A 22,953-nucleotide genomic window follows, 5' to 3' on the forward strand; every position below is an offset into this window, starting at 1 on the left:
CGGAGCGCCCACCTTTGGACATTCTGTGCCCTGACCGCCTGTGGGGCACCCTCTCCCCATTACGATCAGCGGACCCGACCGTCCCATCCCCATAAGGACTCGCCATGGGTTCCGCCAAGAACACCACCTCCGCGCAGCGCAAGGCGCGCATAGAAGAGATGCGCAAGACCGAACGTTCCCGGGAGCGTCGCAACCGGATCCTCACGATCACGGCCGGCACGGTCGTCGTCGTCGGTCTCGTGGTCGGCGGTGTCGTCCTGGTCAGGTCGCAGTCCGACAAGAGCGACACCTCGGCGAGCGATTCCAAGGGCGGCGGCTCCGGGCACTTCGTCGCGGGCAAGGACGGCGTGCGGACGTGGTCGGGGAAGCTGTCCCGCAACCACGTCACCAAGACCGTGAAGTACCCGATGGAGCCCCCGGTCGGCGGTGACCACAACCAGGTGTGGATGAACTGCAACGGCGACGTCTACGCCAAGCCGGTCAACAACATGAACGCCGTGCACTCGCTGGAGCACGGCGCGGTCTGGGTGACGTACAACGGCAAGGCCTCGGACGCCGACGTGAAGGCGCTCTCGGAGAAGGTCAAGAAGACCCCGTACACCCTGATGAGCCCCGTCGAGGACCAGAAGGACCCGATCATGCTCAGCGCCTGGGGCAAGCAGCGCACGGTGACGGGTGCGAGCGACCCGGCCGTCAACACGTTCTTCTCCGAGTTCGTGCAGGGCAAGCAGACGCCCGAGCCGGGCGCCGCCTGCACCAACGGCCTGGCGCAGTGAGCCGGATGAGGCAGATGAGGCAGGCGGGCTGGATCGCGGGCACCACGGCGGCGGTGCTGGTCGCCGCGGGCGCCATCACGTACGCGGTCGCCGAGAGCGACGACCCCGGGACCAGGGCGCCCGCCGCGGATTCCGCGGACGCGGGCTTCGCGCGGGACATGGCGGTCCACCACCAGCAGGCCGTCGAGATGTCCTACCTCGTGCGCGACCGCACGGGCGACGAGGAGGTACGGCGGCTCGCGTACGACATCGCGCAGACGCAGGCCAACCAGCGCGGCATGCTGCTCGGCTGGCTCGACCTGTGGGAGCTGCCGAAGGTGTCCGCGGACCCGCCCATGACCTGGATGGGCATGGGCGACATGGCCTCCGGCAAGGACGGCGCGCTGATGCCGGGCATGGCGACCAACACCGAGCTGAAGAAGCTGAACACGCTGAAGGGCAAGCAGGCCGAGATCCTGTACCTGCAGCTGATGACCGACCATCACAAGGGCGGCATCCACATGGCCGAGGGCTGCGTCCAGAAGTGCACGGTCGGCGTGGAGAAGAAGCTCGCGCAGGGCATGGTCGACGCACAGCAGTCCGAAATCAAGCTGATGGCCGACCTGTTGAAGGCACGCGGCGCGAAGGCGCGCGACTGAGGGCTGTCCCGTAATCCCAGGCGGGCGCCCGGAGGCGGGCGGGCTCTCGTAACACCCCCCAGGGCTGTACCCGGGTGCGGGGAACCCCTTCGCGCGAAATCGAGGGATATCCCTACGGCCGCGGGAGGGCTCTCTCCAAACCGTCCCAAATGACCTTCAATCACGGCCACTTGGCGTTTCCTTGGCCTTCTCATTCCCCTTGCATGAACGGTTCATCGCCAGAGTGACCCCAGCGTGATCCATTCCGTGTGCCCCGCGTTCGGCGCACGGTCTCGCACATCACGGACGACCGCACATGCGACGAACCGCATCGCAGGGGGTTTTATGAGATCCAATCGCGCTGCAGTACGCGCCGGAGTGAGCATGGCAGCGACATTGCCGCTGCTCGCCGGCGCGCTGGCGCTCGGCATACCCGCGGCCCACGCCGCGACCGGCCCGAGCCGGCACACCCTCGCGGGCACCAAGCCCGCGTGGGCCACGGCGAAGGCGGACAAGGGGGCCGCGTCCGACAGCTCCCAGGTCTCCGCCCGGGTCTACTTCGCGGGCCGGGACGCCGCCGGCCTTGCCGCGTATGCCAAGGCCGTCGCCGACCCGGCGTCTGCCTCGTACGGGAAGTACCTCTCCGCCGAGCAGACGCAGGCCCGCTTCGGCGCCACCAAGGCACAGGTCGCCGAGGTGACCTCGTGGCTGAAGTCGGCCGGCCTGAAGGTCACCGGCAGCACGCAGCACTACGTCTCCGTCACCGGTGACGTCGCCGCCGCCGAGAAGGCGTTCGGCACCCAGCTGCACAACTACACCAAGAGCGGGAAGACCTACCGGGCTCCGGCCGGGTCGGCCTCCGTCCCGTCCGCCCTGAACGGCGCCGTCCTGACCGTCACCGGCCTGGACAACGCCCCGCACAAGGCGACGCACAACGACACCCTGCCGCCTCCGGACGCGGTGTTCCGCAACGCCGGGCCGTTCTCCTCGTACTACGGCTCGAACACCGCGAGCACGCTGCCGGACGCGTACGGCAAGAAGATCCCGTACGCGGTGCAGGGATACACCGGCAAGCAGCTGCGCGCCGCCTACGGCGCGGGCAAGCACACCGGCAAGGGTGTCCGCGTCGCCATCACCGACGCGTACGCCTCGCCGACCATCGCGTTCGACGCGGCTTCGTACGCCAAGAAGCACGGTGACGCGAAGTACTCCACCAGTCAGCTGCGTCAGGTGCTGCCCGGCACCTACACGAAGACCGAGGAGTGCGGCGCGGCCGGCTGGTACGGCGAGGAGACCCTCGACGTCGAGGCCGTGCACGCGGTCGCGCCCGGGGCGAACATCACGTACGTGGGTGCCGCCTCCTGCTACGACGACGACCTGCTCGACTCGCTCAGCAAGATCGTCGACGGGCACCTGGCCGACATCGTCTCCAACTCGTGGGGCGACATCGAGGCCAACCAGACCCCGGACCTCGCCGCCGCGTACGACCAGGTCTTCCAGTTCGGCGCGGTCGAGGGCATCGGCTTCTACTTCTCCTCCGGCGACAACGGCGACGAGGTCGCCAACACCGGTACGAAGCAGGTCGACACCCCGGCCAACTCGGCGTGGGTGACCGCGGTCGGCGGCACCTCGCTGGCCGTCGGCAAGAACGACAAGTACCAGTTCGAGACCGGCTGGGGTACCGAGAAGGCCTCGCTGTCGGCCGACGGCAAGAGCTGGACCGGCTTCCCGGGCGCGTTCACCTCGGGCGCGGGCGGCGGCACCAGCAAGACCGTGGCGCAGCCCTTCTACCAGAAGGGCGTCGTACCGGGCGCGCTGGCCAAGGCCAACGGCACCACGGCCATGCGTACCGTGCCGGACATCGCGGCGATCGCCGACCCCAACACCGGTTTCCGCGTCGGCCAGACGCAGACCTTCCCGGACGGGTCGCAGCAGTACAGCGAGTACCGGATCGGCGGCACCTCGCTCGCCGCGCCGGTGATCGCGGCCGTCCAGGCCCTGGCCCAGGAGGCGCGCGGCGGCAAGGCGATCGGTTTCGCCAACCCGTCGATCTACGCGAAGTACGGCTCCAAGGCGTACCACGACGTCACGGACAACCCCAAGGGTTCCGGACTCGCCGTGGCGCGTGTGGACTTCGCCAACTCGTTCGACGCGTCCGGGGGTCTGCTGATCTCCGTGCGCAGCCTCGGCAAGGACAGCTCGCTGTCAGCCGTGAAGGGCTACGACGACGTGACCGGCGTGGGTTCCCCCGCCCCGGGCTACGTCAGCTCGTTCAGCCGTCGCTGACGACCGGCCTGCACGGACGATGCGCCCGCCTCCCCAGGGGAGGCGGGCGCATCGTCGCGTCCGGCCCCGCACGGCGCTCTCCGCAGCCGGCGTCCGCCGTCGACGGGGGCCCGCCACACGCCCCAGGCCCCCATCGCGTCGCTCTGACGATTACACTGGGCGGGTGCCTTCTCTGAACTTCCGGTCGCTCTATCAGCACGGCTTCGCACGCGTCGCCGCCTGCACGGGCCACACCGTCATCGCGGACCCGCTCGCCAACGCCGAGGCGGTCCTGCGCCAGGCGCGCAGGTGCGCCGGGGAGGGTGTCGCCGTCGCCGTCTTCCCGGAGATGGGACTGTGCGGCTACTCGATCGAGGACCTGCTGCTCCAGGACGCGCTGCTCGACCAGGTCGAGGAGGCGCTCCGGACCGTGGTGGCGGGGTCGGCGGAACTCCTGCCGGTCCTGGTCGTGGGCGCCCCGCTGCGCCACCGCAACCGGGTCTACAACTGCGCGGTGATCGTGCACCGCGGCCGCGTCCTCGGTGTCGTACCCAAGTCGTACCCGCCCAACTACCGGGAGTTCTACGAGCGCCGGCAGATCGCCGCGGGCGACGACGAGCGCGGCGGCACGATCCGGGTCGACGGGGAGTCCGTGCCGTTCGGTGTGGACCTGCTGTTCACCGCGGACGACGTCCCGGGCCTGGTGCTGCACACGGAGATCTGCGAGGACATGTGGGTGCCGGTGCCCCCGAGCGCCGAGGCGGCCCTGGCGGGCGCCACCGTCCTCGCCAACCTCTCCGGCAGTCCGATCACCGTCGGCCGGGCCGAGGACCGCAAGCTGATGTGCCGTTCGGCGTCGTCGCGCTGCATCGCCGCGTACGTCTACGCGGCGGCCGGCCTGGGCGAGTCGACCACCGACCTGTCCTGGGACGGACAGACCATGATCTACGAGAACGGGGCGATGCTGGCCGAGTCCGACCGCTTCCCGCTCGACGACCAGTTCGCCGTGGCGGACGTCGACCTCGACCTGCTGCGGCAGGAACGGCTGCGGACCGGCAGCTTCGACGACAACCGGCGCACCCACACCCCCCGCACCGCCGATTTCCGCACGGTGTCGTTCCGGCTCGACCCGCCGGCCGGCGACCTGGGCCTGCGGCGTCGCGTCGAGCGCTTCCCGTTCGTGCCCGCGGACCCCGACCGGCTGGCCCTGGACTGCTACGAGGCGTACAATATCCAGGTCGCGGGGCTCCAGCAGCGGCTCGCGGCGATCGGTGGCCCGAAGGTCGTCATCGGGGTGTCCGGAGGGCTCGACTCCACGCACGCGCTGATCGTCGCGGCCCGCGCGATGGACCGGGCGGGCCGCCCGCGCAGCGACATCCTCGCCTTCACCCTGCCCGGCTTCGCCACCAGCGACCACACCAAGGGCAACGCGCACGAGCTGATGCGCTCCCTCGGCGTCACCGCGGCCGAGCTGGACATCACGCCGACCGCCCGGCTGATGCTGAAGGAGATGGACCACCCCTTCGCGTCCGGCGAGCCCGTGTACGACGTCACCTTCGAGAACGTGCAGGCCGGACTGCGCACCGACTACCTGTTCCGGCTCGCCAACCAGCGCGGCGGCATCGTGCTCGGGACCGGCGACCTGTCGGAGCTTGCGCTCGGCTGGTCCACGTACGGCGTGGGCGACCAGATGAGTCACTACAACGTCAACTCGGGTGTGCCGAAGACCCTGATCCAGCATCTGATCCGCTGGGTCATCGGCAGCCGTCAGTTCGGCGAGGACACCGACCGGACGCTCGCCGCGATCCTGGACACGGAGATCAGCCCGGAGCTGGTCCCCGGCGAGGAGATGCAGTCGACCGAGTCGAAGATCGGCCCGTACGCGCTGCACGACTTCACGCTCTTCCACGTGCTGCGCTACGGGTTCAGGCCGTCGAAGATCGCCTTCCTCGCCTGGCACGCGTGGCGCGACCCGGACGCGGGCGCCTGGCCGCCCGGCTTCCCCGAGGCCGAGCGGGTCGCGTACGACCTCCCTGAGATCCGGCGCTGGCTGGAGGTCTTCTGCCGCCGCTTCTTCGGGTTCGCGCAGTTCAAGCGCTCGGCGATGCCGAACGGGCCGAAGGTCTCGGCGGGCGGTTCGCTCTCGCCGCGCGGCGACTGGCGCGCGCCGTCCGACAGTTCGGCCCGCACCTGGCTGCGTGACCTGGCCCGCTTCGACCCGCCGGAGACGGAGGGCTGACCGTTCAGCGCAGCACGGTCTCCGGCCGGTCGGGGACGTGAGCGGCGACCAGACGGCCGGGGCTGACCGCCTGGGCGGCCCGGTGGCGGCGGTCGACCGTGTACGCCGTCCCGGCGACGGCCAGGCCGAGCACGGCGAGGGCCGCTCCCGCGAGCGCCGGGGAGGTGGCGCCGAACCCCGCCGCCAGCGCGAGCCCCCCGATCCACGCGCCCCCCGCGTTCGCGAGGTTGAACGCGGCCTGGTTCGCGGACGAGGCCAGCGACGGGGCCGCGGAGGCCTTCTCCATGACCATCAGCTGGAGCGGCGAGCCGGTGACGAAGGCGGCCGTGCCGAGCAGGGTGACGGCGAGAGCGGCACTCCACTGCGCCGACATCAGCAGGGGGAAGAGGGCGAGCACCGCGACCAGGGACGCGAGACCGCCGAAGAGCGTGCCGCGCAAGGAGTGGTCCGCCAGCCGTCCGCCCACCAGGTTGCCCACCGTCGCGCCGACGCCGAACAGCGCGAGCAGCAGGGTGACGCTGGACTCGGTGTACCCGGCGGACTCGGTGAGCATCGGCGTGATGTAGCTGTACGCGGAGAACAGCGCGCCGAAGCCGGCCACCGTCGTCCCCAGGGCCAGCCAGACGGGAAGGGACCGCAGGGCCGCCAGTTCGCCGCGCAGACCGCCGGTGGCGGCGTGGGTGTGGTCGTGCGGGATGAGCAGCGCCAGCGAGGCGATCGCCGCCAGACCGATCACGCCGACCCCGAGGAAGGTGGCCCGCCAGCCGAAGTGCTGGCCGATGAACGTGGCCACCGGCACTCCCACGATGTTCGCGACGGTCAGCCCGAGGAACATCAGCGAGACGGAGCGCGCCTTGCGCTCGGGCGCGACGAGACCGGTGGCGACGACGGCGCCGACGCCGAAGAAGGCGCCGTGCGGCAGACCGCTGAGGAAGCGGGCGGCGAGCAGCCAGTGCTGGTCGGGGGCGAGCGCGGAGAGCACGTTGCCCGCGACGAAGAGGACCATGAGGCCGATGAGGACCTTGCGGCGGGACATACGGGCGGTGGCCGCCGCGAGCAGCGGGGCGCCGATCACCACGCCGAGCGCGTACGCCGAGACCAGGTGTCCCGCGGCGGGGAGGGATATGTGGAGGTCGTCCGCGACGTCGGGCAGCAGGCCCATCATCACGAACTCGGTGGTTCCGATGCCGAAGGCGCCCACGGCGAGGGCGAGCAGGGCCAGGGGCATGAAGGGGCCTTTCAAGGGAGCGGAGGGTGGAACAGCCGGGCTGAGCGGAACGGGGGCGGCCTACGGGCGAGGTGACGCGGACGGACCGGACCGGCCGGCGCCGGGGGCCGTTCGGCGCGCACGGAGACGCCCGTGCACACCGGTGTGCACGGGCTTTGTAAGTTCAGCTATGGAACAAACTCTCTCAGGCCCAGTATTCCAGCAGGTTAAGACCCGGTTGCCGCGACCTTCACACGGGCGGCGATCGGGAGATGGTCGCTGGTGGTCTCGGGCAGCGTCCAGGAGGTCACCGGCTCGACACCCTTGACCATGATCTGGTCGATCCGGGCCATCGGGAACGACGCCGGCCAGCTGAACCCGAAGCCGCTGCCCGCCGCGCCCTGCGTGGAGCGCATCTGCGAGGTGACGCCGTTCAGCGCGCGGTCGTTCATCGTGCCGTTCAGGTCGCCGAGCAGGACGACCCGCTTCAGCGGCTCGTCGGCGATCGCCTCGCCCAGCGCGTCGGCGCTGCGGTCGCGCTGACGGGCGGTGAACCCGGCCTCCAGCTTCACCCGTACCGAGGGCAGGTGGGCGACGTACACGGCGACGGCGCCGTCCGGCGTGGCCACCGTCGCCCGCATCGCCCGCGTCCAGCCCAGCTTGATGTCCACGGGCCTGGCCCGGGTCAGCGGGTACTTGCTCCACAGCCCGACGGTGCCCTGCACGGAGTGGTACCTGTAGGTGGCCGCCAGCGCCTTCTCGTACGTCGGGACCGCCGTGGCCGTCAGTTCCTCCAGGGCCACCACGTCGGCGCCGGAGGCTGCCACGTCGCGTGCGGTGCCGGACGGATCGGGGTTCTCCGCGTTGACGTTGTGCGTGGCGACGGTGAGGTCGCCGCCGCTGCCGGTCCTGTCGACGAGCAGTCCGCCGAAGAGGTTCAGCCAGACGATCGCGGGGAGCAGCACGGCGATCAGGGCGCTCGCGGACTTCCGCACCAGCGCGAGAGCGAGCAGGACCGGGACGAACAGGCCCAGCCACGGCAGGAACGTCTCCGTGAGGCTGCCGAGGTTGCCGATCCGGTTGGGGATCTGCGCGTGCAGCAGCATCACCAGCGCGAGGAGCAGCGCGAGCGCGGCGAGGAGCAGGCCGCGGCGCCAGATGCCGCGGTCGCCGCGCCATCTGTCCAGCAGGCGCCGAAAACGGGGTCCTCGGCGCTCGGGCCCCGAGTCGCCACTGCCCGTCTCCGTCATATACGCCTGCGCCATACCGTCGCCTCACAACCTGCCGTGCACACCGTCAGCCCCGCGGTTACGACCCTAGGGGATGATCGGTGCCGTTCCTGCCGTCCCATGACGGCCGTACGGGCACGAGGACGAACAACTCGGGGTCCGGAGTTCCGAATCGGGAGTGAAGCGCGCCCTCTGTGACGAAACGCGCACATTCGGCCCATCGGCCGGCCGGGTGAACCAACGGCCGAACAGATGGACTAACGTCCGGGCGGGCGGAGCCCCGTGAGCACCGCGTCGACGATCTGCTCCGCGAGGTCCTCGGGGAGTTCGGCCTCCGGGCGCATCACGGCGCGCACCAGCATGGGTCCGACGAAGAGGTCGTTGATGACCTCTATGTCCACGTCGTCGCGGAGTTCGCCGTCGCGCTGTCCGCGGCGCAGGACTTCGAAGGTGGTCCGGCGCCGCGGTTCGATGACGGTGGCCTGATAGGCCGCCCAGATCTTCGGGCTGGTCTTTATCTGGGCGTAGACGTTGTGCAGGAGCGCCGACGAGCGGCTGGCCAGACCCCGCCGGCGCAGCGGTTCCAGAAGGGCGATCAGATCGTCGCGCATGGAGGTGCCCGGGAGTTCGGCGTCCGGGGGCTCGGTGGCGCGCATGACGTCGACGAAGAGTTCCTCCTTGCCGCTCCACCGGCGGTAGATGGTCGCCTTGCCGACGCCCGCGGTGCGCGCCAGACGCTCGATGGAGATGTCCGCGAGCGGGACACCGTCCTCCAGGAGCTTCACCGCGCCCTCGATGATGGAGCGTTCCACGGCCTCGCTGCGGGGGCGCCCCCGGGGGGAACCCTCGTGCCTTTCCCGGCTGTCAGCGAGGTTCACGTGTCGCTCCGTTCCTTCGTCCTGCCCTGGTGGTTCTTCCCGGTCTGCGGCGTGTACGGCGTGTGGGGCACCCGCTGCCGATGCAAGGGGGTGCCCCGCCGCGTCCCTCCGTCAGTGCTCCGCGGTCACCAACTCCGTCCGGTCCTCGTCCTGTTGCGGGGTGGGCGGACGGCCCGGCAGGAAGAGGGCCACGATGACGGCGCCCACGATCGCCACTCCCGCGCCGCACAGGGCGGTCACGTGCATGGCGTGCAGGAAGGCGTCGTTGGCCGGGGTGACCAGGGCGTCGCCCCGGGGGCCGAGTTTGGCGGCGACCCCGAGGGTGGCCTCGATGGACTCGCCCGCGGTGTGGCGCAGGCCGGGCGGCAGGAGGGAGAGCTTGTCCTCGATGCCGTTGCGGTAGGCCGAGGAGAGGACCGAACCGAGGACCGCGATGCCCAGCGCGCCGCCGACCTGGCGGAAGACGTTGCTGAGGGCGGAGGCGGAGCCGGCCTTCTCGCGCGGCAGGGCCTGCATTATCACGACGCTCGTCGGGGTCATGATGTGCGCCATACCGGTGCCCATCAGGAAGAAGATGACCTCGAGGAGCCAGATCGGGGTGTCCGCCTTCAGTGTCGCGAACGCGCCGAGCATCGCGGCGAGCAGCAGCAGGCCTCCCGTGCACGTGGCCCGGTTGCCGATGCGGTCGACGACGAGGCGGGCGCGCGGCGCGAAGATGAGCTGGGCGGCGGCGAGCGGCAGCATCAGCACACCGGTCTTCAGCGGCGAGTAGCCGCGCACGCTCTGCGTGTAGAAGACGGAGAAGAAGGTCACGCCCATCAGCGCGAAGAAGACGAGCGCGATGGCGGCGATGGCGGCCGAGAAGACCTTGTTCTTGAAGTACGTGACGTCGATGGACGGATGGTCGCTGCGCTTCTCGTAGACGACGAAGGCGACCAGGACGGCGACTCCGGCCCCGATGGTGGCGAGGACCGTCGCGTCGGTGAAGGAGGCCAGCTGGCCTCCCTTGATGATGCCGTAGACGAGCAGCACGAGCCCGATGACGGACAGGACGACACCGACCAGGTCGACGCGGCCGGGGTTCGGGTCACGGGAGTCGGGGACCAGCCAGAACATCAGGACGAGCGCGAGAATCACGATCGGCACGTTGATCAGGAAGACCGAGCCCCACCAGAAGTGGGCGAGCAGCACACCGCCGGTGATCGGGCCGATGGCGATGGCGAGACCGACGCCGCCTGCCCAGATGCCGATGGCCTTGGGCTGCTCCTCGCGCTCGAAGACGTTCATGAGGACGGCGAGGGTGGCGGGCATCACGAAGGCCGCGCCGAAGCCCATGACGGCGCGGAAGACGATGAGCTGTACGGGCGAGCCCGACTCCGCCGCCAGTGCCGAGCCCACTCCGAAGACGGCCAGACCGGCGAGCAGGACCTTCTTGCGGCCGAGCCGGTCGCCGAGGAGGCCCGCGGTGAAGAGCAGCCCGGCGAAGACGAGTGTGTAGGCGTTGATGGCCCACTCCAGCTCGCTCTGCGTGGCGCCGAGTCCGGTGGGTGCCGGGGTGGAGATCGTCTTGATCGCGACGTTGAGGATCGAGTTGTCCAGCACCACGATCAACAGGCTGAGCATGAGCACGCCGAGAATGGCCCAGCGGCGCCGATGCACCGCTTCGGGCACACGCCGTTCGGCGGGGGCAGCGGGAGTTGTCATGTGCGGGAGCCTAACGAGATTCGATACGGAACCGTATCGTATCGTAAATCCTTTACGGAGACCTTGCGAAGCGGCCCGGACCAACCGGACAGATGGGGCGTACGGACCATCCGACGGGTGCAACGGCGGGCGGCCGGCGCGAGTCCGACCCGGAGAGCCGAACCCTCGGGAACCGGCCCCTGGCCCCCTGGAACCGGCCCCGGAGAGCTGGGCCGCGGGGGACGAATCCATGGAAAGGCGGACCCCTGGGGCGGAGGATGAGACGCGTGTCGCTCGACCTGGTCTGGCCCCCGTTGGCACGAGGTGCCACCATGGTGGGGATCCGGGGACGCCGTCAGGGCGCCTCGAGATGACAGAAGGAGCCGTTGCGATGACGCAGCTCTCGGCTGCCCCGAAGCAGCCCGCGGACGGTGCGCGGGCCACCACCGACAGCGGCAAGGCGCTGTACGGAGGCAAGAGCACCCGCCGCATCACGGTCCGCGACATCACCGCGGCCAAGGAGCGCGGCGAGAAGTGGCCCATGCTCACCGCCTACGACGCGATGACCGCGTCCGTCTTCGACGAGGCCGGTATCCCCGTGATGCTCGTCGGCGACTCGGCCGGCAACTGCCACCTCGGGTACGAGACGACCGTGCCCGTCACTCTCGACGAGATGACGATGCTGTCCGCCGCGGTCGTCCGCGGCACCAGCCGCGCCCTCATCGTCGGCGACCTGCCCTTCGGCTCGTACCAGGAGGGTCCGGTCCAGGCCCTGCGCTCCGCCACCCGGCTGGTCAAGGAGGCCGGGGTCGGCGCGGTGAAGCTGGAGGGCGGCGAGCGCTCGCACCGCCAGATCGAGCTGCTCGTGGAGTCCGGCATCCCCGTCATGGCGCACATCGGCCTGACCCCGCAGTCCGTGAACTCCATGGGCTACCGCGTCCAGGGCCGCGGCGAGGAAGCCGCCCAGCAGCTGCTGCGCGACGCCAAGGCGGTCCAGGACGCGGGTGCGTTCGCCGTCGTCCTGGAGCTGGTCCCGGCGGAGCTCGCCGCCGAGGTGACCCGCACCCTGCACATCCCGACCGTCGGCATCGGCGCCGGACCGGAGACCGACGCGCAGGTCCTGGTGTGGACCGACATGCTCGGCCTCACCGGTGGCAAGGTGCCGAAGTTCGTGAAGCAGTACGCCGATCTGCGCACGGTCATGGGGGACGCGGCCCGCGCGTTCGCCGACGACGTCGTCGGCGGAACGTTCCCCCTCGAGGAGCACTCCGTCCACTAGCGTCACCAGGCCCCACCGAGCCATTGCGGCACGAAGACAGCCCGCCGAACTTCCCCCGTCGGCGGGCTGTCGCCGTTCCCGGACGGCGGGGTGCGCACGCCCGTCGGCGGCCGCTGTCGGCGGCCTGTCGGTGGCCGCAGGGGGCTGTAGGCACCCTGTAGGCGGTTTGTCGGTGGGCACTGACATCTTGTGGGCATGACGCGAATCGACAAGAACCCCGGCACCGGCGCCCGCAGCGCCGTCACCGTGCGGGGGCTGGTCAAGCACTACGGCGAGACCAAGGCACTGGACGGCGTGGACCTGGACGTCCACGAAGGCACCGTCCTCGGCGTGCTCGGTCCCAACGGCGCCGGCAAGACCACCCTCGTCCGCATCCTGTCCACCCTGGTCACACCCGACGCCGGCCGGGCGACGGTGGCCGGCTACGACGTGCTCACCCAGCCCCGCCAGCTCCGCCGGGTGATAGGCCTCACCGGCCAGTACGCCTCGGTCGACGAGAAGCTCCCCGGCTGGGAGAACCTGTACATGATCGGGCGGCTGCTCGACCTGCCCCGCAAGGAGGCCCGCCGGCGCGCCGACGAGCTCCTGGAGCGCTTCTCCCTCACCGACGCCGCCAAGCGCCCCGCGTCGACGTACTCCGGCGGTATGCGCCGCCGTCTCGACCTCGCCGCCTCCATGATCGGCCACCCGTCCGTCCTCTATCTGGACGAGCCGACCACCGGCCTCGACCCGCGCACCCGCAACGAGGTGTGGAAGGAGGTCAAGCGGATGGTGGCGGACGGCGCGACCGTACTGCTCACCACCCAGTACATGGAGGAGGCGGAGCAGCTGGCCTCCGAGCTGACGGTCATCGACCGCGGCAAGGTCATCGCGAACGGCCGGATCGACGACCTGAAGGCACGGGTCGGCGGCCGTACGCTGCGCATCCGCCCGCTGGACCCGCTGGAGCTGCGTCCGCTGGCCTCCCTCTTCGACGAGCTGGGCCTCACCGGTCTCGCGGCCACGGCCGTGGACATCGAGACCGGCACCGTCGTGGTGCCGATCCTCAGCGACGAACAGCTCACGGCCGTGGTCGGCGCGGTCAGCGCGCGCGGCATCACGATCGCCTCCATCTCCACCGAACTGCCCAGTCTGGACGAGGTCTTCCTGTCCCTCACCGGCCACAAGGCCAGTGCCCCGCAGGACCAGGCCCCCGCCCGCGCCTACGAGGAGGTCTCCGCATGACCACCGCTGTCGCCGAAGCCCCCCTCGCCGCCCAGGGCGACCCGCGTATCTCGCCCCGGGCGCACGCGCGCCACATCGGCGCCCTCGTCCGCCGCAACCTGCTGTGGATCCGCCAGGACCCGGAGTCGATGTTCGACGCCGTCCTGATGCCGGTCGTCTTCACCCTGCTGTTCGTGTACGTCTTCGGGGGCTCCATCGGACAGTCCCTGGGCGGCGGCCAGGACGCGTACGTGCAGTACGTCGTGCCCGGTCTGATGGCGATGACGGCCATGAACATCGCGACAGCCGTCGGCACCGGCTTCAACCAGGACTTCCAGACCGGTGTGATGGACCGCTTCCGCACCCTGCCGATCGGCCAGGGCTCCGTGCTCTTCGCCAAGATCGTGGTGGAGCTGATGCGGATGCTCGTCGCCACGACGATCCTCCTGATCGTCGGCGTGCTGGTCGGCTTCGACATCACCAACTGGCCGGGCCTGTTCGCCTCGGTGGGGCTCTCCGTCCTCTTCGGCTCCGCCCTGATGTGGATCTTCCTGGTCCTCGGTGTGACGATGAAGAACGCGCAGTCGGTGCAGGCGATGGGCTTCCTGGTCCTGATGCCCCTGCAGTTCGGTTCGTCGATCTTCTCGCCGACCGGGACCATGCCCGGCTGGCTGCGCGCCTTCACCGACTACAACCCGCTGTCCTCGCTCGCGGACACCACGCGCGGCCTGATGGTGGGCGGCCCGGTCACCCACAGCCTGTGGGTGACACTCGCCTGGACGGCCGGGCTCACCGTGGTCATGGCGCCGATCGCGATCCACAAGTTCCGTACCAAGAGCTGACGTCCGCCCGGGTCATGACCGGGACCCCGGCTCGCGTCACACGAGGGCGGCGGCCTCCTCCACGGAGAGCGCGCCGCCCTCGGCGTACGCGGTCTCGTACGCCCTCTCGTCCAGCAGGGCCCGTACGTCGGCCTCGGCCCGGACCCGCGCCTCGTCCTCCATCGGGCCCACGAAGTGGCCCGGCGGCAGCAGCCTGTCGGCCGCGCCCAGCAGTACGGCCGCGTCCCGCACCCGGCGGCCGCCGTCCAGACCGGTGAGGGCGACGGCGGCGGTGGTCAGATGCGCGGAGGTCATGTGCGGCGCGATGACCTGCGACAGCGGATCGCCCGCCCGCTCCAGCGCCTTGCGCACCTTCACCAGGGCGGCCTCGTACAGTCCCTCCAGCGCGTCCAGCCAGGCCTCGATGCCCAGCACGAAGCCGTCGAAGACCACGAAGGTGACGGCCTCGAAGTCCGCGCGCAGCAGCCGCATCTGCTCGCGCGCCTCCGGGACCCGGCCGCTGCGGGCCAGCCACATCGACAGGAAGAGCCGGGAGGCGGGCATGGCCTCGTTCAGCGTGCCCTCGCCCTTGGCGAGCACCTCCCTCAGCATCCGCTCGCCGCGCTCGCTCTCGCCGGACTCGATGAGGACACCGCCGAGCCGGGTGCTGAGCACCGCCGTCTGCGCGTGCGCCCCGAGCCCTTCGGCGTGCTCCATCGCCTCGGCGTAGTCGTCGGCCGCGAGCCGGTAGGCGCCCCGCCGTTCATGGGCCTCGCCGCGCGCCGAGAGCGCCTCGGCGGCGCCCCAGGCGTCTCCGATCCGGGTGAAGATCTCCAGCGCCTCATCCGCGTCCCGGACCGCGTCGCCCGCCCAGGTGGCCCGGTTGGCGAGGACGTTGGCGCGCATCTGGAGGGCGACGCCCAGCTCCCACGCGTAGCCGAGCTCGCGGCAGGTACGGACGGTCTCGTCGATGACGGCGCGCATCCGGTCCATGTCACCCGTCATGATCACGGCGTAGAACCAGAGGTTGCCGGGGCTGCGGCAGGTCTGCGGCAGCCCCGGGCTGTAGGCCCGGCTGATGGCGCGCAGTTTCTCCTGGGCCTCGGGGGTCTCCCAGGCGCCCATGTCCATGTCCATGCAGGCGAGGTGGACGAGATGCAGGCCCCGGCGGGCCTCGTCGAGGATCTCGGGGCGCATCGGCGGCGGGCCGTCCGTGCAGCTCTCGGCCAGCGGGGGCACCGGCCGCAGGGGTCCGGCGAAGGGGTCCGGGCCGAGGGCCATGACCTCAGCGGACCAGTGGCGGGCCATCAGCCGCAGGTCGCGCATCTGCCAGTACCAGGCCAGCGAGAGGACGAGGCAGAGCGCCTCCTGTTCGTCGCCGGTGGCGACGGCACGCTGCAGGGCGGCCCTGAGGTTCTCCGACTCCCGTTCCATCCGCTCGATCGCGGCGCGCTGGCCGGCGCCGCGCAGCTGGGGGTCGGTGGTGCGGGCGAGTTCCCGGTAGTACGTCAGGTGGTCGCGCTCGGCGGCGGAGCGCTGCCCGGACTCGTCGAGCCGTTCACCGGCGTACTCGGCGACGGTCTCCAGGAGCCGGTAGCGCATCGCGCCGTCGCCGGAGTGGGCCGCGACGACGAGGGACTTGTCGACGAGCGAGCCGAGCGACTCCAGGGCCACCGGGCCGCAGACGGCCTCGGCCGCGGCGAGGTCGCAGCCGCCCGCGAACACCGACAGCCGCCGCAGGACGTCCCGCTCGTCCCCGTCGAGCAGGTCCCAGGACCAGTCGACGACGGCCCGCAGGGTCTGCTGGCGCGGCAGCACCGTACGGCTGCCCGAGGTCAGCAGCCGGAACCGGTCGTCGAGCCGGTCGGCGATCTGCCGCGGGGTGAGCATCCGCAGCCGGGCCGCGGCGAGTTCGATGGCGAGCGGCAGGCCGTCCAGCCGGCGGCAGATCTCCGCCGCGGCCTCGGCGGTCCCGGCGTCGGCGTCGATCCGGAAGCCCGGCCGGGCCGAGGCCCCGCGGTCGGCGAACAGCCGCAGCGCGAACGGCTCCGGCAGCGGCTCCACGGGCCGCAGCAACTCCCCCGGTACACCGAGGGGTTCGCGGCTGGTGGCCAGGACGGTCAGCCCCGGGCACCGCTCCAGAAGCTCCTCGGCCAGCTGCGCGGCGGCGTCCACGACATGCTCGCAGTTGTCGAGGATGAGCAGCATGCTGCGCTTGGAGCAGTACTCGGCGAGCCGGTGGAGAGGATCGTCGTGCCGGTCGGAGGCGGCCCGCATCTCCTCGGCGCCGGCGCCGCGCAGCACCGTCTCACGGGCTCCGACCGCGGTGAGTACGGCGTCGGGCACGGCCTTCGGATCGTCGATGGGCGCGAGTTCGGCCAGCCACACCCCGTCCCGGGCCCCGGACGCGACGGCCTCCGCCGCCTCCTGCGACAGCCGGGTCTTCCCGGCGCCGCCGGGGCCGAGCAGTGTCACCAGCCGTGCCGAGGCGAGGTCGCCCCGGATGGTGTCGATGTCGGCCTGACGCCCGACGAACGAGGTGAGCCGGGCGCGGAGGTTGCCGGGGGGCGCGGACGCGACGGGGACACCGGGACCTCCCCCGGCCGCGGGGAGGAGCGGCGCGGGCGCGGAGGTGCGCGGGGCCGGCGCCGGGGTGTGTCGTGCGGGTGCGGTACGGGCCTCGGTGCCGCCGCCCGGGTGCGCCGGCGGGCGTGGGGACGCCGTCGGGCCGGCCGGGCGGAGCAGTTCGCCGTGCAGCGCGCGGAGCTCCGGGCCCGGGTCGGAGCCCAGCCGGTCGGCCAGCAGCGCGCGCAGCGACTCGTAGGCGGCCAGGGCCTCGGCGGGGCGCCCCGCGTCGCGCAGGGCGCGCAGCCGCAGGACGTGCAGGGGCTCGTCCAGGGGATGGAGATCGCACAGGGCGGTGAGCTCGGGCAGGGACTGTTCGGCGTGCCCGAGCGCCAGGGCCGCGCCGAGGCGGGCGCGGCGCACGTCGAGGCGGCGGGTCTCCCAGCGGGCCGACTCGGCGGTGCGGTCCGGGAGGTCGGCCAGGGCCGGCCCGTGCCACAGCGCGAGGGCGTCGTCGAGGATCACGGCCGCCTTCGCCGGGTCGCCGTCGGCGAGCGCCCGTGCGCCCTCACCCGCGAGCCGCTCGAAACGGTGCAGGTCGATGTCGTCCGCGGACGCGACGAGCCGGTAGCCCCCGCCCACCGAGTCCACCGCGCCCGCGCCGAGCGCCCGGCGCAGCCTCCCGACCAGCGCCTGCAGCGCCGCGGGCGCGTCGGCGGGCGGGTCGGCGTCCCACACCTCGTCGACCAGGACAGCGGCGGGCACGGTCCGGCCCGGCCGCAGCGCGAGCACGGTCAGCAGGGCACGCAGGCGCGCCCCGCCGACCGGGACGGCCGTGCCGTCGGTGCGGAGTGCCTGGGTGGTTCCGAGGATGCGGTAGCGCACGGGGTCCATTGTCTCCGGTGACATCAAGTGCGGGCGTCGGGTACCGCGAGCCGGGCCGGGACTCCGGCCCGGTCCGGGAGTCGGGGCGCCGCCGTCCCCGTACGGCGATGGCCCCACCCTCTCCGGAACCAACGACCGATCGCGAGACGTTTTCCGTCCGAGCCCGGTACGGTCGGGCAGGCCCAGCACACGCGTACCAGTCCAGGGAGTCCCATGACCACCGCCGCGTCCCGTCGCAGCGACCGGAGGATCAGCCCCGTCTTCGTCGGGATCGTGGCCGTGATGGCGGTGACGGGGTGGGCGACCTGGACCGGTTTCGCCGAGCAGCCCGGTGTGGCCGTGTTCCTGTTCGTGACGGCCGCGTGGGTCGTCTCGCTCTGCCTGCACGAGTACGCGCACGCGCGCACCGCCCTGCACAGCGGTGACATCTCGATCGGCGCGAAGGGCTATCTGACGCTCAACCCGCTGAAGTACACGCACGCGCTGCTGAGCATCGTGCTGCCGGTGATCTTCGTGATCATGGGCGGGATCGGTCTGCCGGGCGGCGCGGTCTTCATCGAGCGGGGCCGCATCCAGGGCCGCTGGAAGCACAGCCTGATCTCGGCGGCGGGCCCGCTGACGAACGTGCTGTTCGCGGTGGTGTGCACGGCGCCGTTCTGGCTGCACGCGCTGGACGGCGTGCCGGCCGCCTTCCAGTACGCGCTGGCGTTCCTCGCGCTGCTCCAGGTCACGGCCGCGATCCTGAACTTCCTGCCGGTCCCGGGCCTGGACGGCTACGGCGTGATCGAGCCGTGGCTGTCGTACGGTATCCGCCGTCAGGTGGAGCCCTTCGCGCCGTTCGGCCTGCTCGCCGTGTTCGCGGTGCTGTGGATCCCGTCGGTGAACACCGTGTTCTTCGACGTGATCGACTCCATCCTGCGCAGCCTGGGTATCGACGAATTCCACAGTTACTGCGGCCAGAACCTCTACCGCTTCTGGAACAGCGCCGACCAGTTCTGCGCCCTCAGCCGGTGACGGACCCGGACCGGTCGCGCGTCCGGCCGCGCCGCGCGTAGTACCAGGTCATGTTGGACGAGAGACCGGCCAGCAGCACCCACACGATCCCCAGCCAGCTGCCCTGGACGAAGGAGACCACGGCCGCGGCGACGGAGAGGACGCAGACCGCGAGGGCGTAGAACGCGAGGCGCCGGGTCGGGTCGGAGGAGGGCGAGGCGGACATGGGGGACGGCTCCTGACAGACGGACGGATCGCTGGTGCTGCGGTGTCCAGTGTCCCTCATGTCCGTGTCCCCCATGCCTCATGCCCCGTGCTCCGTGCCCCACTCTCGCCCCGGGCCCGTGCCGCCGCTGTACGTCTACGCGTCCGTCGCCCGTACGTCCGTCATCTGCACGTCCGTCACCTATACGTCCGTCACCCGCAGGCCCGCGTGGGCCTTGTAGCGCCGGTTCACCGAGATCAGGTTCGCGACCAGCGACTCGACCTGGTGGGCGTTGCGCAGCCGGCCCGCGAAGACCCCGCGCATGCCGGGGACGCGCCCGGCGAGCGCCTGTACGAGCTCGACGTCCGCGCGCTCCTCGCCGAGGACCATCACATCGGTGTCGATCTCCTCGATCTCCGGGTCCTGGAGGAGCACCGCGGAGAGGTGGTGGAAGGCGGCCGTGACGCGTGAGTCCGGCAGCAGGGCCGCGGCCTGCTCGGCGGCGCTGCCCTCCTCCGGCTTCAGCGCGTACGCGCCCTTCTTGTCGAAGCCGAGCGGGTTGACGCAGTCGACGACGAGCTTGCCCGCCAGTTCCTCGCGCAGGGCTTCCAGGGTCTTGCCGTGCCCGTCCCACGGCACGGCGACGATCACGAGGTCGCTGCGCCGGGCGCACTCGGCGTTGTCGGCGCCCTCGACACCGTGCCCCAGTTCCGCGGCGGCGGCCTGCGCCCGCTCCGCGGCACGCGAACCGATGATCACCTTCTGGCCCGCCTTGGCGAGGCGGTAGGCCAGGCCCTTGCCCTGAGGACCGGTGCCGCCGAGCACGCCCACGACGAGCCCGGACACGTCGGGCAGGTCCCAGGGGTCCTTGGCGGGGGCCTTCTGTGCGCTGTCAGTAGAGGTCATGGGCCGACCTTACGTGCGCGGATCCCGCCCCGGGGGCCGCGGGGGCTCAGGTGAGGGCGGTCACCGGGATGCGCCGGAAGGTGATCGTCTCGTACGGGCCGAAGTCGCCGGTCTCGTAGAGGAGTCCCACGGTCTCCGGGTCGACGCGGACCAGATCGCAGTACGCGGCGGGCAGTCCGTCGACCGTGTGCACGGGCCGCCAGGTGGTGCCGCCGTCCGCGGAGGCGCGGACCGTCATCAGGGCGCGGGCGGCGGGGTCGGCCGGGCCCGCGTACAGGAGCAGGTCGGGATCGCGGAGCTGGAGGACGCTGCCCTGGACCACCGGGGTGACGAGTCCCGCCTGCGGACGGAAGGGTTTCAGCAGGGTCCGCCCGCCGTCCGCGGAGTGCGCGTCGGCGCGGCAGCCCGGCGACGGGGAGTCGTTGCGGGTGTTGAAGTAGACCCGTCCGTCGAGGAGTTCGGCGGCCGTCGTCTCGTTCGCGTTGACGTATCCGTCGGTGTTCTCGTCGAGATAGCCGAGGTACCAGTTCGCGCCGCGGTCGTCGCTGAGGAGGCAGTGCCCGCTGTTGTACCGCGCCTCCGTGCCGTTGTCGGTGCCGACGGGCGGCAGGGTGTGGTTGCCGGGCACGACCACGCGGCCGGTGGTGAGCTGGATCGCGTGCCCCGGCGTGGTCGCGTACCACCGCCATCCCGCTCTCTTCACCCGCGAGGTGATCTCCCGCGGCGCGGACCAGGTGAGGCCGTCGTCGTCGCTGTACTGCACCCACACGCGACGGCCGTCGGCGGCGCTCACCCTGCCGCGCAGGATGGCGTCCTCGGTGGCGGTGGCCGCGGCGCGGACGTGCACGAGCAGGATGCGGCCGGTGTCGAGGACGACGGGGGCGGGGTTGCCCGCGAGGTCCTCCCCGTTCTCGGCCACGGCCTGCAGGGCGCCCCAGGTGCGGCCGCCGTCCGTGGACCGTTTCAGGACGACGGCGATGCGGCCGTGGTCCTGGGCGGAGTCGACCCGGCCCTCGCAGAAGGCGAGCAGGGTGCCCGCGCGGGTGACGACGAGGGCGGGAATCCGGTAACTCGCCCGGCCTTCACCACCGGCGCGGAAGGGGACGCTGGTCGTGGTGTTCGGTTCGGTCATGGGCGGGCTCTGCCCCACTTGGGCGAATTCATGGTGAACTCCGCCTGACGAGTCGTCGGTTGCGGCAGGATGCGTGCTCATGGATGCCGTACGGGTCGCGTTGTTGCGCGAGGTCCTGGCCGGGACGGAGTGGCCGGGGGCCACCCGGCGGTTCGCGGGGGCCCTGCGGGGGTCCGTGGTGTCGTACGGGGGCGGGCTGCTGCTCGTGGGCACGGCGGAGTACGAGCCGTGGCACCTGGCCGCGCACCTGGTGGACGAGGCCGCCTGGTCGGGCACGCCGGAGCTGTCCCCGACGCTGGTGCGGCACGGGGCGCGGGCCTCGGACCCGGCCCACCTCGCCGTGGGCCTCGGCCGTATCGAGGCCGCGCGGCGCGGGGAGACCCTGCTCGTGGTGGCGCCGTCCGCTCCCGGGGCGCCGCTCCTGGAGCGGGTCCACGACGCCCGGCGGGCCGGGGCGACCGTGCTCGCGCTCGACGCGGGCGACCGTGAACTGGGGGCGATGGCGCACGAGGCCCTGACCGTGCCGCCCGAGCACGAGCTCGACCTGGACACCGTCCAGCACCTCGTCAGCGCGGCGGCCGGGGAGAACACCCTGCCCTCGCAGCGGGGGCGCCGCCGTCTGCGCGACCGGCTCTCCCGGCTCGCGGACCAGCTGACCGCCCCGCCCGCGGCACGGTGGTAGCCGCTGCCCTGCCGCGCTCGCGCCGATCCGGGACCGTCATCCTCGGAGACCGTCACCCTCGGCGGCCGGCCCGTCCCGCCCGGGTGGTCACCGGCCCCGTGCGCTCGGGCAGCGCCCTGAACGGTCGCCCCGCCGGAGCCGGAGGGGCCGCGCCCGGCGAGGGGGCCGGGCCGGGGTCAGTCGTCGTCCGGATTCTGGGCCTGGGCGTCGTGCCACTTGGGGTCCGTCTCCCACTCCAGGTTGCGTTCCTGGGCGGTCTGCATGGCGTGTTCGGCCTCCGCACGGGTGGTGTAGGGCCCGAAACGGTCCTTGGCGGGGCAGTCCGGCCCCTCCTCGACCTTCTGGTGGACGAGGCAGTAGTACCACTCGCCGGGTTTCCCGACGGTCCGCTTCTTGAAGAGGGCCATGACCTGCTCCTTTCGCCACGGACATAGTGCCCCCATGCCCGCTGGTTAGACTCGCTGGCATGTCTGGCCAGTCGCTGCTCGTACCAGGAGAGCTCTCTCCCACCCGTCCCGTCCCGGGAAACATCAGGCGTCCCGAGTATGTGGGCAAGCCCGCCCCGACGCCGTACACCGGTCCGGAGGTGCAGAACGCCGAGACGATCGAGGCGATGCGGATCGCCGGCCGGATCGCCGCGCAGGCGATGGCGGAGGCCGCCAAGCTGATCGCGCCCGGCGTCACCACGGACGAGCTGGACCGTGTCGCGCACGCGTACATGTGCGATCACGGCGCCTACCCCTCCACCCTCGGCTACCGCGGTTTCCCCAAGTCGCTGTGCACCTCCCTCAACGAGGTCATCTGTCACGGCATCCCCGACTCCACGGTCCTGCGGGACGGCGACATCATCAACCTCGACGTGACGGCGTACATCGGCGGGGTGCACGGCGACAACAACGCGACGTACCTGGTCGGCGACGTGGACGAGGAGTCGCGGCTGCTGGTCGAGCGGACCCGGGAGTCCCTCGACCGTGCGATCAAGGCGGTCAGGCCCGGCCGCCAGATCAACGTCATCGGCCGCGTCATCGAGTCGTACGCCAAGCGCTTCGGGTACGGGGTCGTGCGGGACTTCACGGGGCACGGGATCAACTCCTCGTTCCACTCCGGACTGATCGTTCCGCACTACGACAGCCCGCACGCCACGACCGTCATCCAGCCCGGGATGACCTTCACGATCGAGCCGATGCTGACGCTCGGTACACACGAGTACGACCTGTGGGACGACGGCTGGACGGTCGTGACGAAGGACCGCAGGCGGACGGCCCAGTTCGAGCACACCCTGGTGGTGACGGAGACCGGCGCGGAGATCCTGACGCTGCCGTAGTCCCGCCCGCCCCGCTCTACTCCCCCCGTCGGCTCTCTTCCGTCGAAGCCCGCCCTGTCCCGCC

19 protein-coding genes are annotated in these 22,953 nt (G+C 71.6%); 10 read left to right on the forward strand and 9 right to left on the reverse strand.

The features are described 5' to 3' along the window. Positions 1-104: 104 nt before the first annotated feature. The 4 genes from HEP85_RS12255 to HEP85_RS12270 all read left to right on the forward strand — a co-directional run bounded on the left by HEP85_RS12255 (position 105) and on the right by HEP85_RS12270 (position 5,897). Positions 105-776, forward strand: a complete 672-nt coding sequence (locus HEP85_RS12255) for a DUF3105 domain-containing protein (protein WP_168527824.1) — start codon at positions 105-107, stop codon at positions 774-776. 5 nt (positions 777-781) lie between these two features. Beyond that, positions 782-1,414, forward strand: a complete 633-nt coding sequence (locus HEP85_RS12260; RefSeq protein WP_168527825.1) for a DUF305 domain-containing protein — start codon at positions 782-784, stop codon at positions 1,412-1,414. Positions 1,415-1,738: 324 nt separating this feature from the next. Continuing rightward, complete coding sequence (locus HEP85_RS12265; protein ID WP_168527826.1) at positions 1,739-3,679, forward strand: protease pro-enzyme activation domain-containing protein; 1,941 nt, start codon at positions 1,739-1,741, stop codon at positions 3,677-3,679. 163 nt (positions 3,680-3,842) lie between these two features. Further along, on the forward strand, positions 3,843-5,897 hold the full coding sequence (locus HEP85_RS12270) for an NAD(+) synthase (protein ID WP_211117936.1): 2,055 nt from the start codon (positions 3,843-3,845) through the stop codon (positions 5,895-5,897). 4 nt (positions 5,898-5,901) lie between these two features. Here HEP85_RS12270 and HEP85_RS12275 read toward each other — a convergent pair whose 3' ends face one another. The 4 genes from HEP85_RS12275 to HEP85_RS12290 form a co-directional block, all read right to left on the reverse strand. Continuing rightward, on the reverse strand, positions 5,902-7,125 hold the full coding sequence (locus HEP85_RS12275) for an MFS transporter (RefSeq protein WP_168527827.1): 1,224 nt from the start codon (positions 7,123-7,125) through the stop codon (positions 5,902-5,904). 206 nt (positions 7,126-7,331) lie between these two features. Next, positions 7,332-8,369 (reverse strand): endonuclease/exonuclease/phosphatase family protein, encoded by a 1,038-nt coding sequence (locus HEP85_RS12280; RefSeq protein WP_168527828.1) that lies wholly within the window; start codon positions 8,367-8,369, stop codon positions 7,332-7,334. Between the two features lie 221 nt (positions 8,370-8,590). After that, the gene (locus HEP85_RS12285) at positions 8,591-9,211 is read right to left on the reverse strand and encodes a TetR/AcrR family transcriptional regulator (protein WP_168527829.1); all 621 of its coding nucleotides are present in this window, start codon (positions 9,209-9,211) and stop codon (positions 8,591-8,593) included. 111 nt (positions 9,212-9,322) lie between these two features. Beyond that, positions 9,323-10,915 (reverse strand): MFS transporter, encoded by a 1,593-nt coding sequence (locus tag HEP85_RS12290; RefSeq protein ID WP_168527830.1) that lies wholly within the window; start codon positions 10,913-10,915, stop codon positions 9,323-9,325. A gap of 370 nt (positions 10,916-11,285) precedes the next feature. On the opposite strand from HEP85_RS12290, the gene panB reads away from it, so the two are divergent. From panB to HEP85_RS12305, 3 genes are all read left to right on the forward strand, one after another. Then, entirely contained in the window at positions 11,286-12,173 is an 888-nt protein-coding gene (gene panB / locus HEP85_RS12295; protein WP_168527831.1) for a 3-methyl-2-oxobutanoate hydroxymethyltransferase, read from the forward strand. Between the two features lie 195 nt (positions 12,174-12,368). Next, positions 12,369-13,397: an ATP-binding cassette domain-containing protein gene (locus HEP85_RS12300; RefSeq protein WP_168527832.1), complete on the forward strand. Its 1,029-nt coding sequence runs from the start codon at positions 12,369-12,371 to the stop codon at positions 13,395-13,397. Next, positions 13,394-14,218, forward strand: a complete 825-nt coding sequence (locus tag HEP85_RS12305; protein ID WP_168527833.1) for an ABC transporter permease — start codon at positions 13,394-13,396, stop codon at positions 14,216-14,218. The genes HEP85_RS12300 and HEP85_RS12305 overlap by 4 nt, the downstream gene beginning before the upstream one ends. A gap of 36 nt (positions 14,219-14,254) precedes the next feature. Here HEP85_RS12305 and HEP85_RS12310 read toward each other — a convergent pair whose 3' ends face one another. Then, on the reverse strand, positions 14,255-17,656 hold the full coding sequence (locus HEP85_RS12310; RefSeq protein WP_369658117.1) for a BTAD domain-containing putative transcriptional regulator: 3,402 nt from the start codon (positions 17,654-17,656) through the stop codon (positions 14,255-14,257). A 204-nt stretch (positions 17,657-17,860) separates the two neighbouring features. On the opposite strand from HEP85_RS12310, the gene HEP85_RS12315 reads away from it, so the two are divergent. Beyond that, positions 17,861-18,661, forward strand: coding sequence for a site-2 protease family protein (locus HEP85_RS12315; protein ID WP_168527834.1), 801 nt, complete (start codon positions 17,861-17,863; stop codon positions 18,659-18,661). On the opposite strand, the gene HEP85_RS12320 is transcribed toward HEP85_RS12315, so the two are convergent. The 3 genes from HEP85_RS12320 to HEP85_RS12330 all read right to left on the reverse strand — a co-directional run bounded on the left by HEP85_RS12320 (position 18,651) and on the right by HEP85_RS12330 (position 20,883). Next, positions 18,651-18,866: a hypothetical protein gene (locus tag HEP85_RS12320; protein WP_168527835.1), complete on the reverse strand. Its 216-nt coding sequence runs from the start codon at positions 18,864-18,866 to the stop codon at positions 18,651-18,653. The genes HEP85_RS12315 and HEP85_RS12320 overlap by 11 nt on opposite strands. A gap of 180 nt (positions 18,867-19,046) precedes the next feature. Then, entirely contained in the window at positions 19,047-19,751 is a 705-nt protein-coding gene (gene npdG, locus HEP85_RS12325) for an NADPH-dependent F420 reductase (protein WP_168527836.1), read from the reverse strand. 46 nt (positions 19,752-19,797) lie between these two features. Continuing rightward, a complete protein-coding gene (locus HEP85_RS12330) occupies positions 19,798-20,883 on the reverse strand; it encodes an exo-alpha-sialidase (protein WP_168527837.1) in 1,086 nt (361 codons plus the stop codon). A 79-nt stretch (positions 20,884-20,962) separates the two neighbouring features. On the opposite strand from HEP85_RS12330, the gene HEP85_RS12335 reads away from it, so the two are divergent. Then, positions 20,963-21,565, forward strand: coding sequence for a hypothetical protein (locus tag HEP85_RS12335; RefSeq protein WP_168527838.1), 603 nt, complete (start codon positions 20,963-20,965; stop codon positions 21,563-21,565). 176 nt (positions 21,566-21,741) lie between these two features. Here HEP85_RS12335 and HEP85_RS12340 read toward each other — a convergent pair whose 3' ends face one another. After that, on the reverse strand, positions 21,742-21,972 hold the full coding sequence (locus HEP85_RS12340; protein WP_168527839.1) for a hypothetical protein: 231 nt from the start codon (positions 21,970-21,972) through the stop codon (positions 21,742-21,744). A 59-nt stretch (positions 21,973-22,031) separates the two neighbouring features. On the opposite strand from HEP85_RS12340, the gene map reads away from it, so the two are divergent. Further along, positions 22,032-22,889: a type I methionyl aminopeptidase gene (map, locus tag HEP85_RS12345; protein WP_168527840.1), complete on the forward strand. Its 858-nt coding sequence runs from the start codon at positions 22,032-22,034 to the stop codon at positions 22,887-22,889. The last annotated feature ends 64 nt before the right edge of the window (positions 22,890-22,953 follow it).

Source organism: Streptomyces sp. RPA4-2 (genome assembly GCF_012273515.2).
Taxonomy (GTDB): Bacteria; Actinomycetota; Actinomycetes; order Streptomycetales; family Streptomycetaceae; genus Streptomyces; species Streptomyces kaempferi.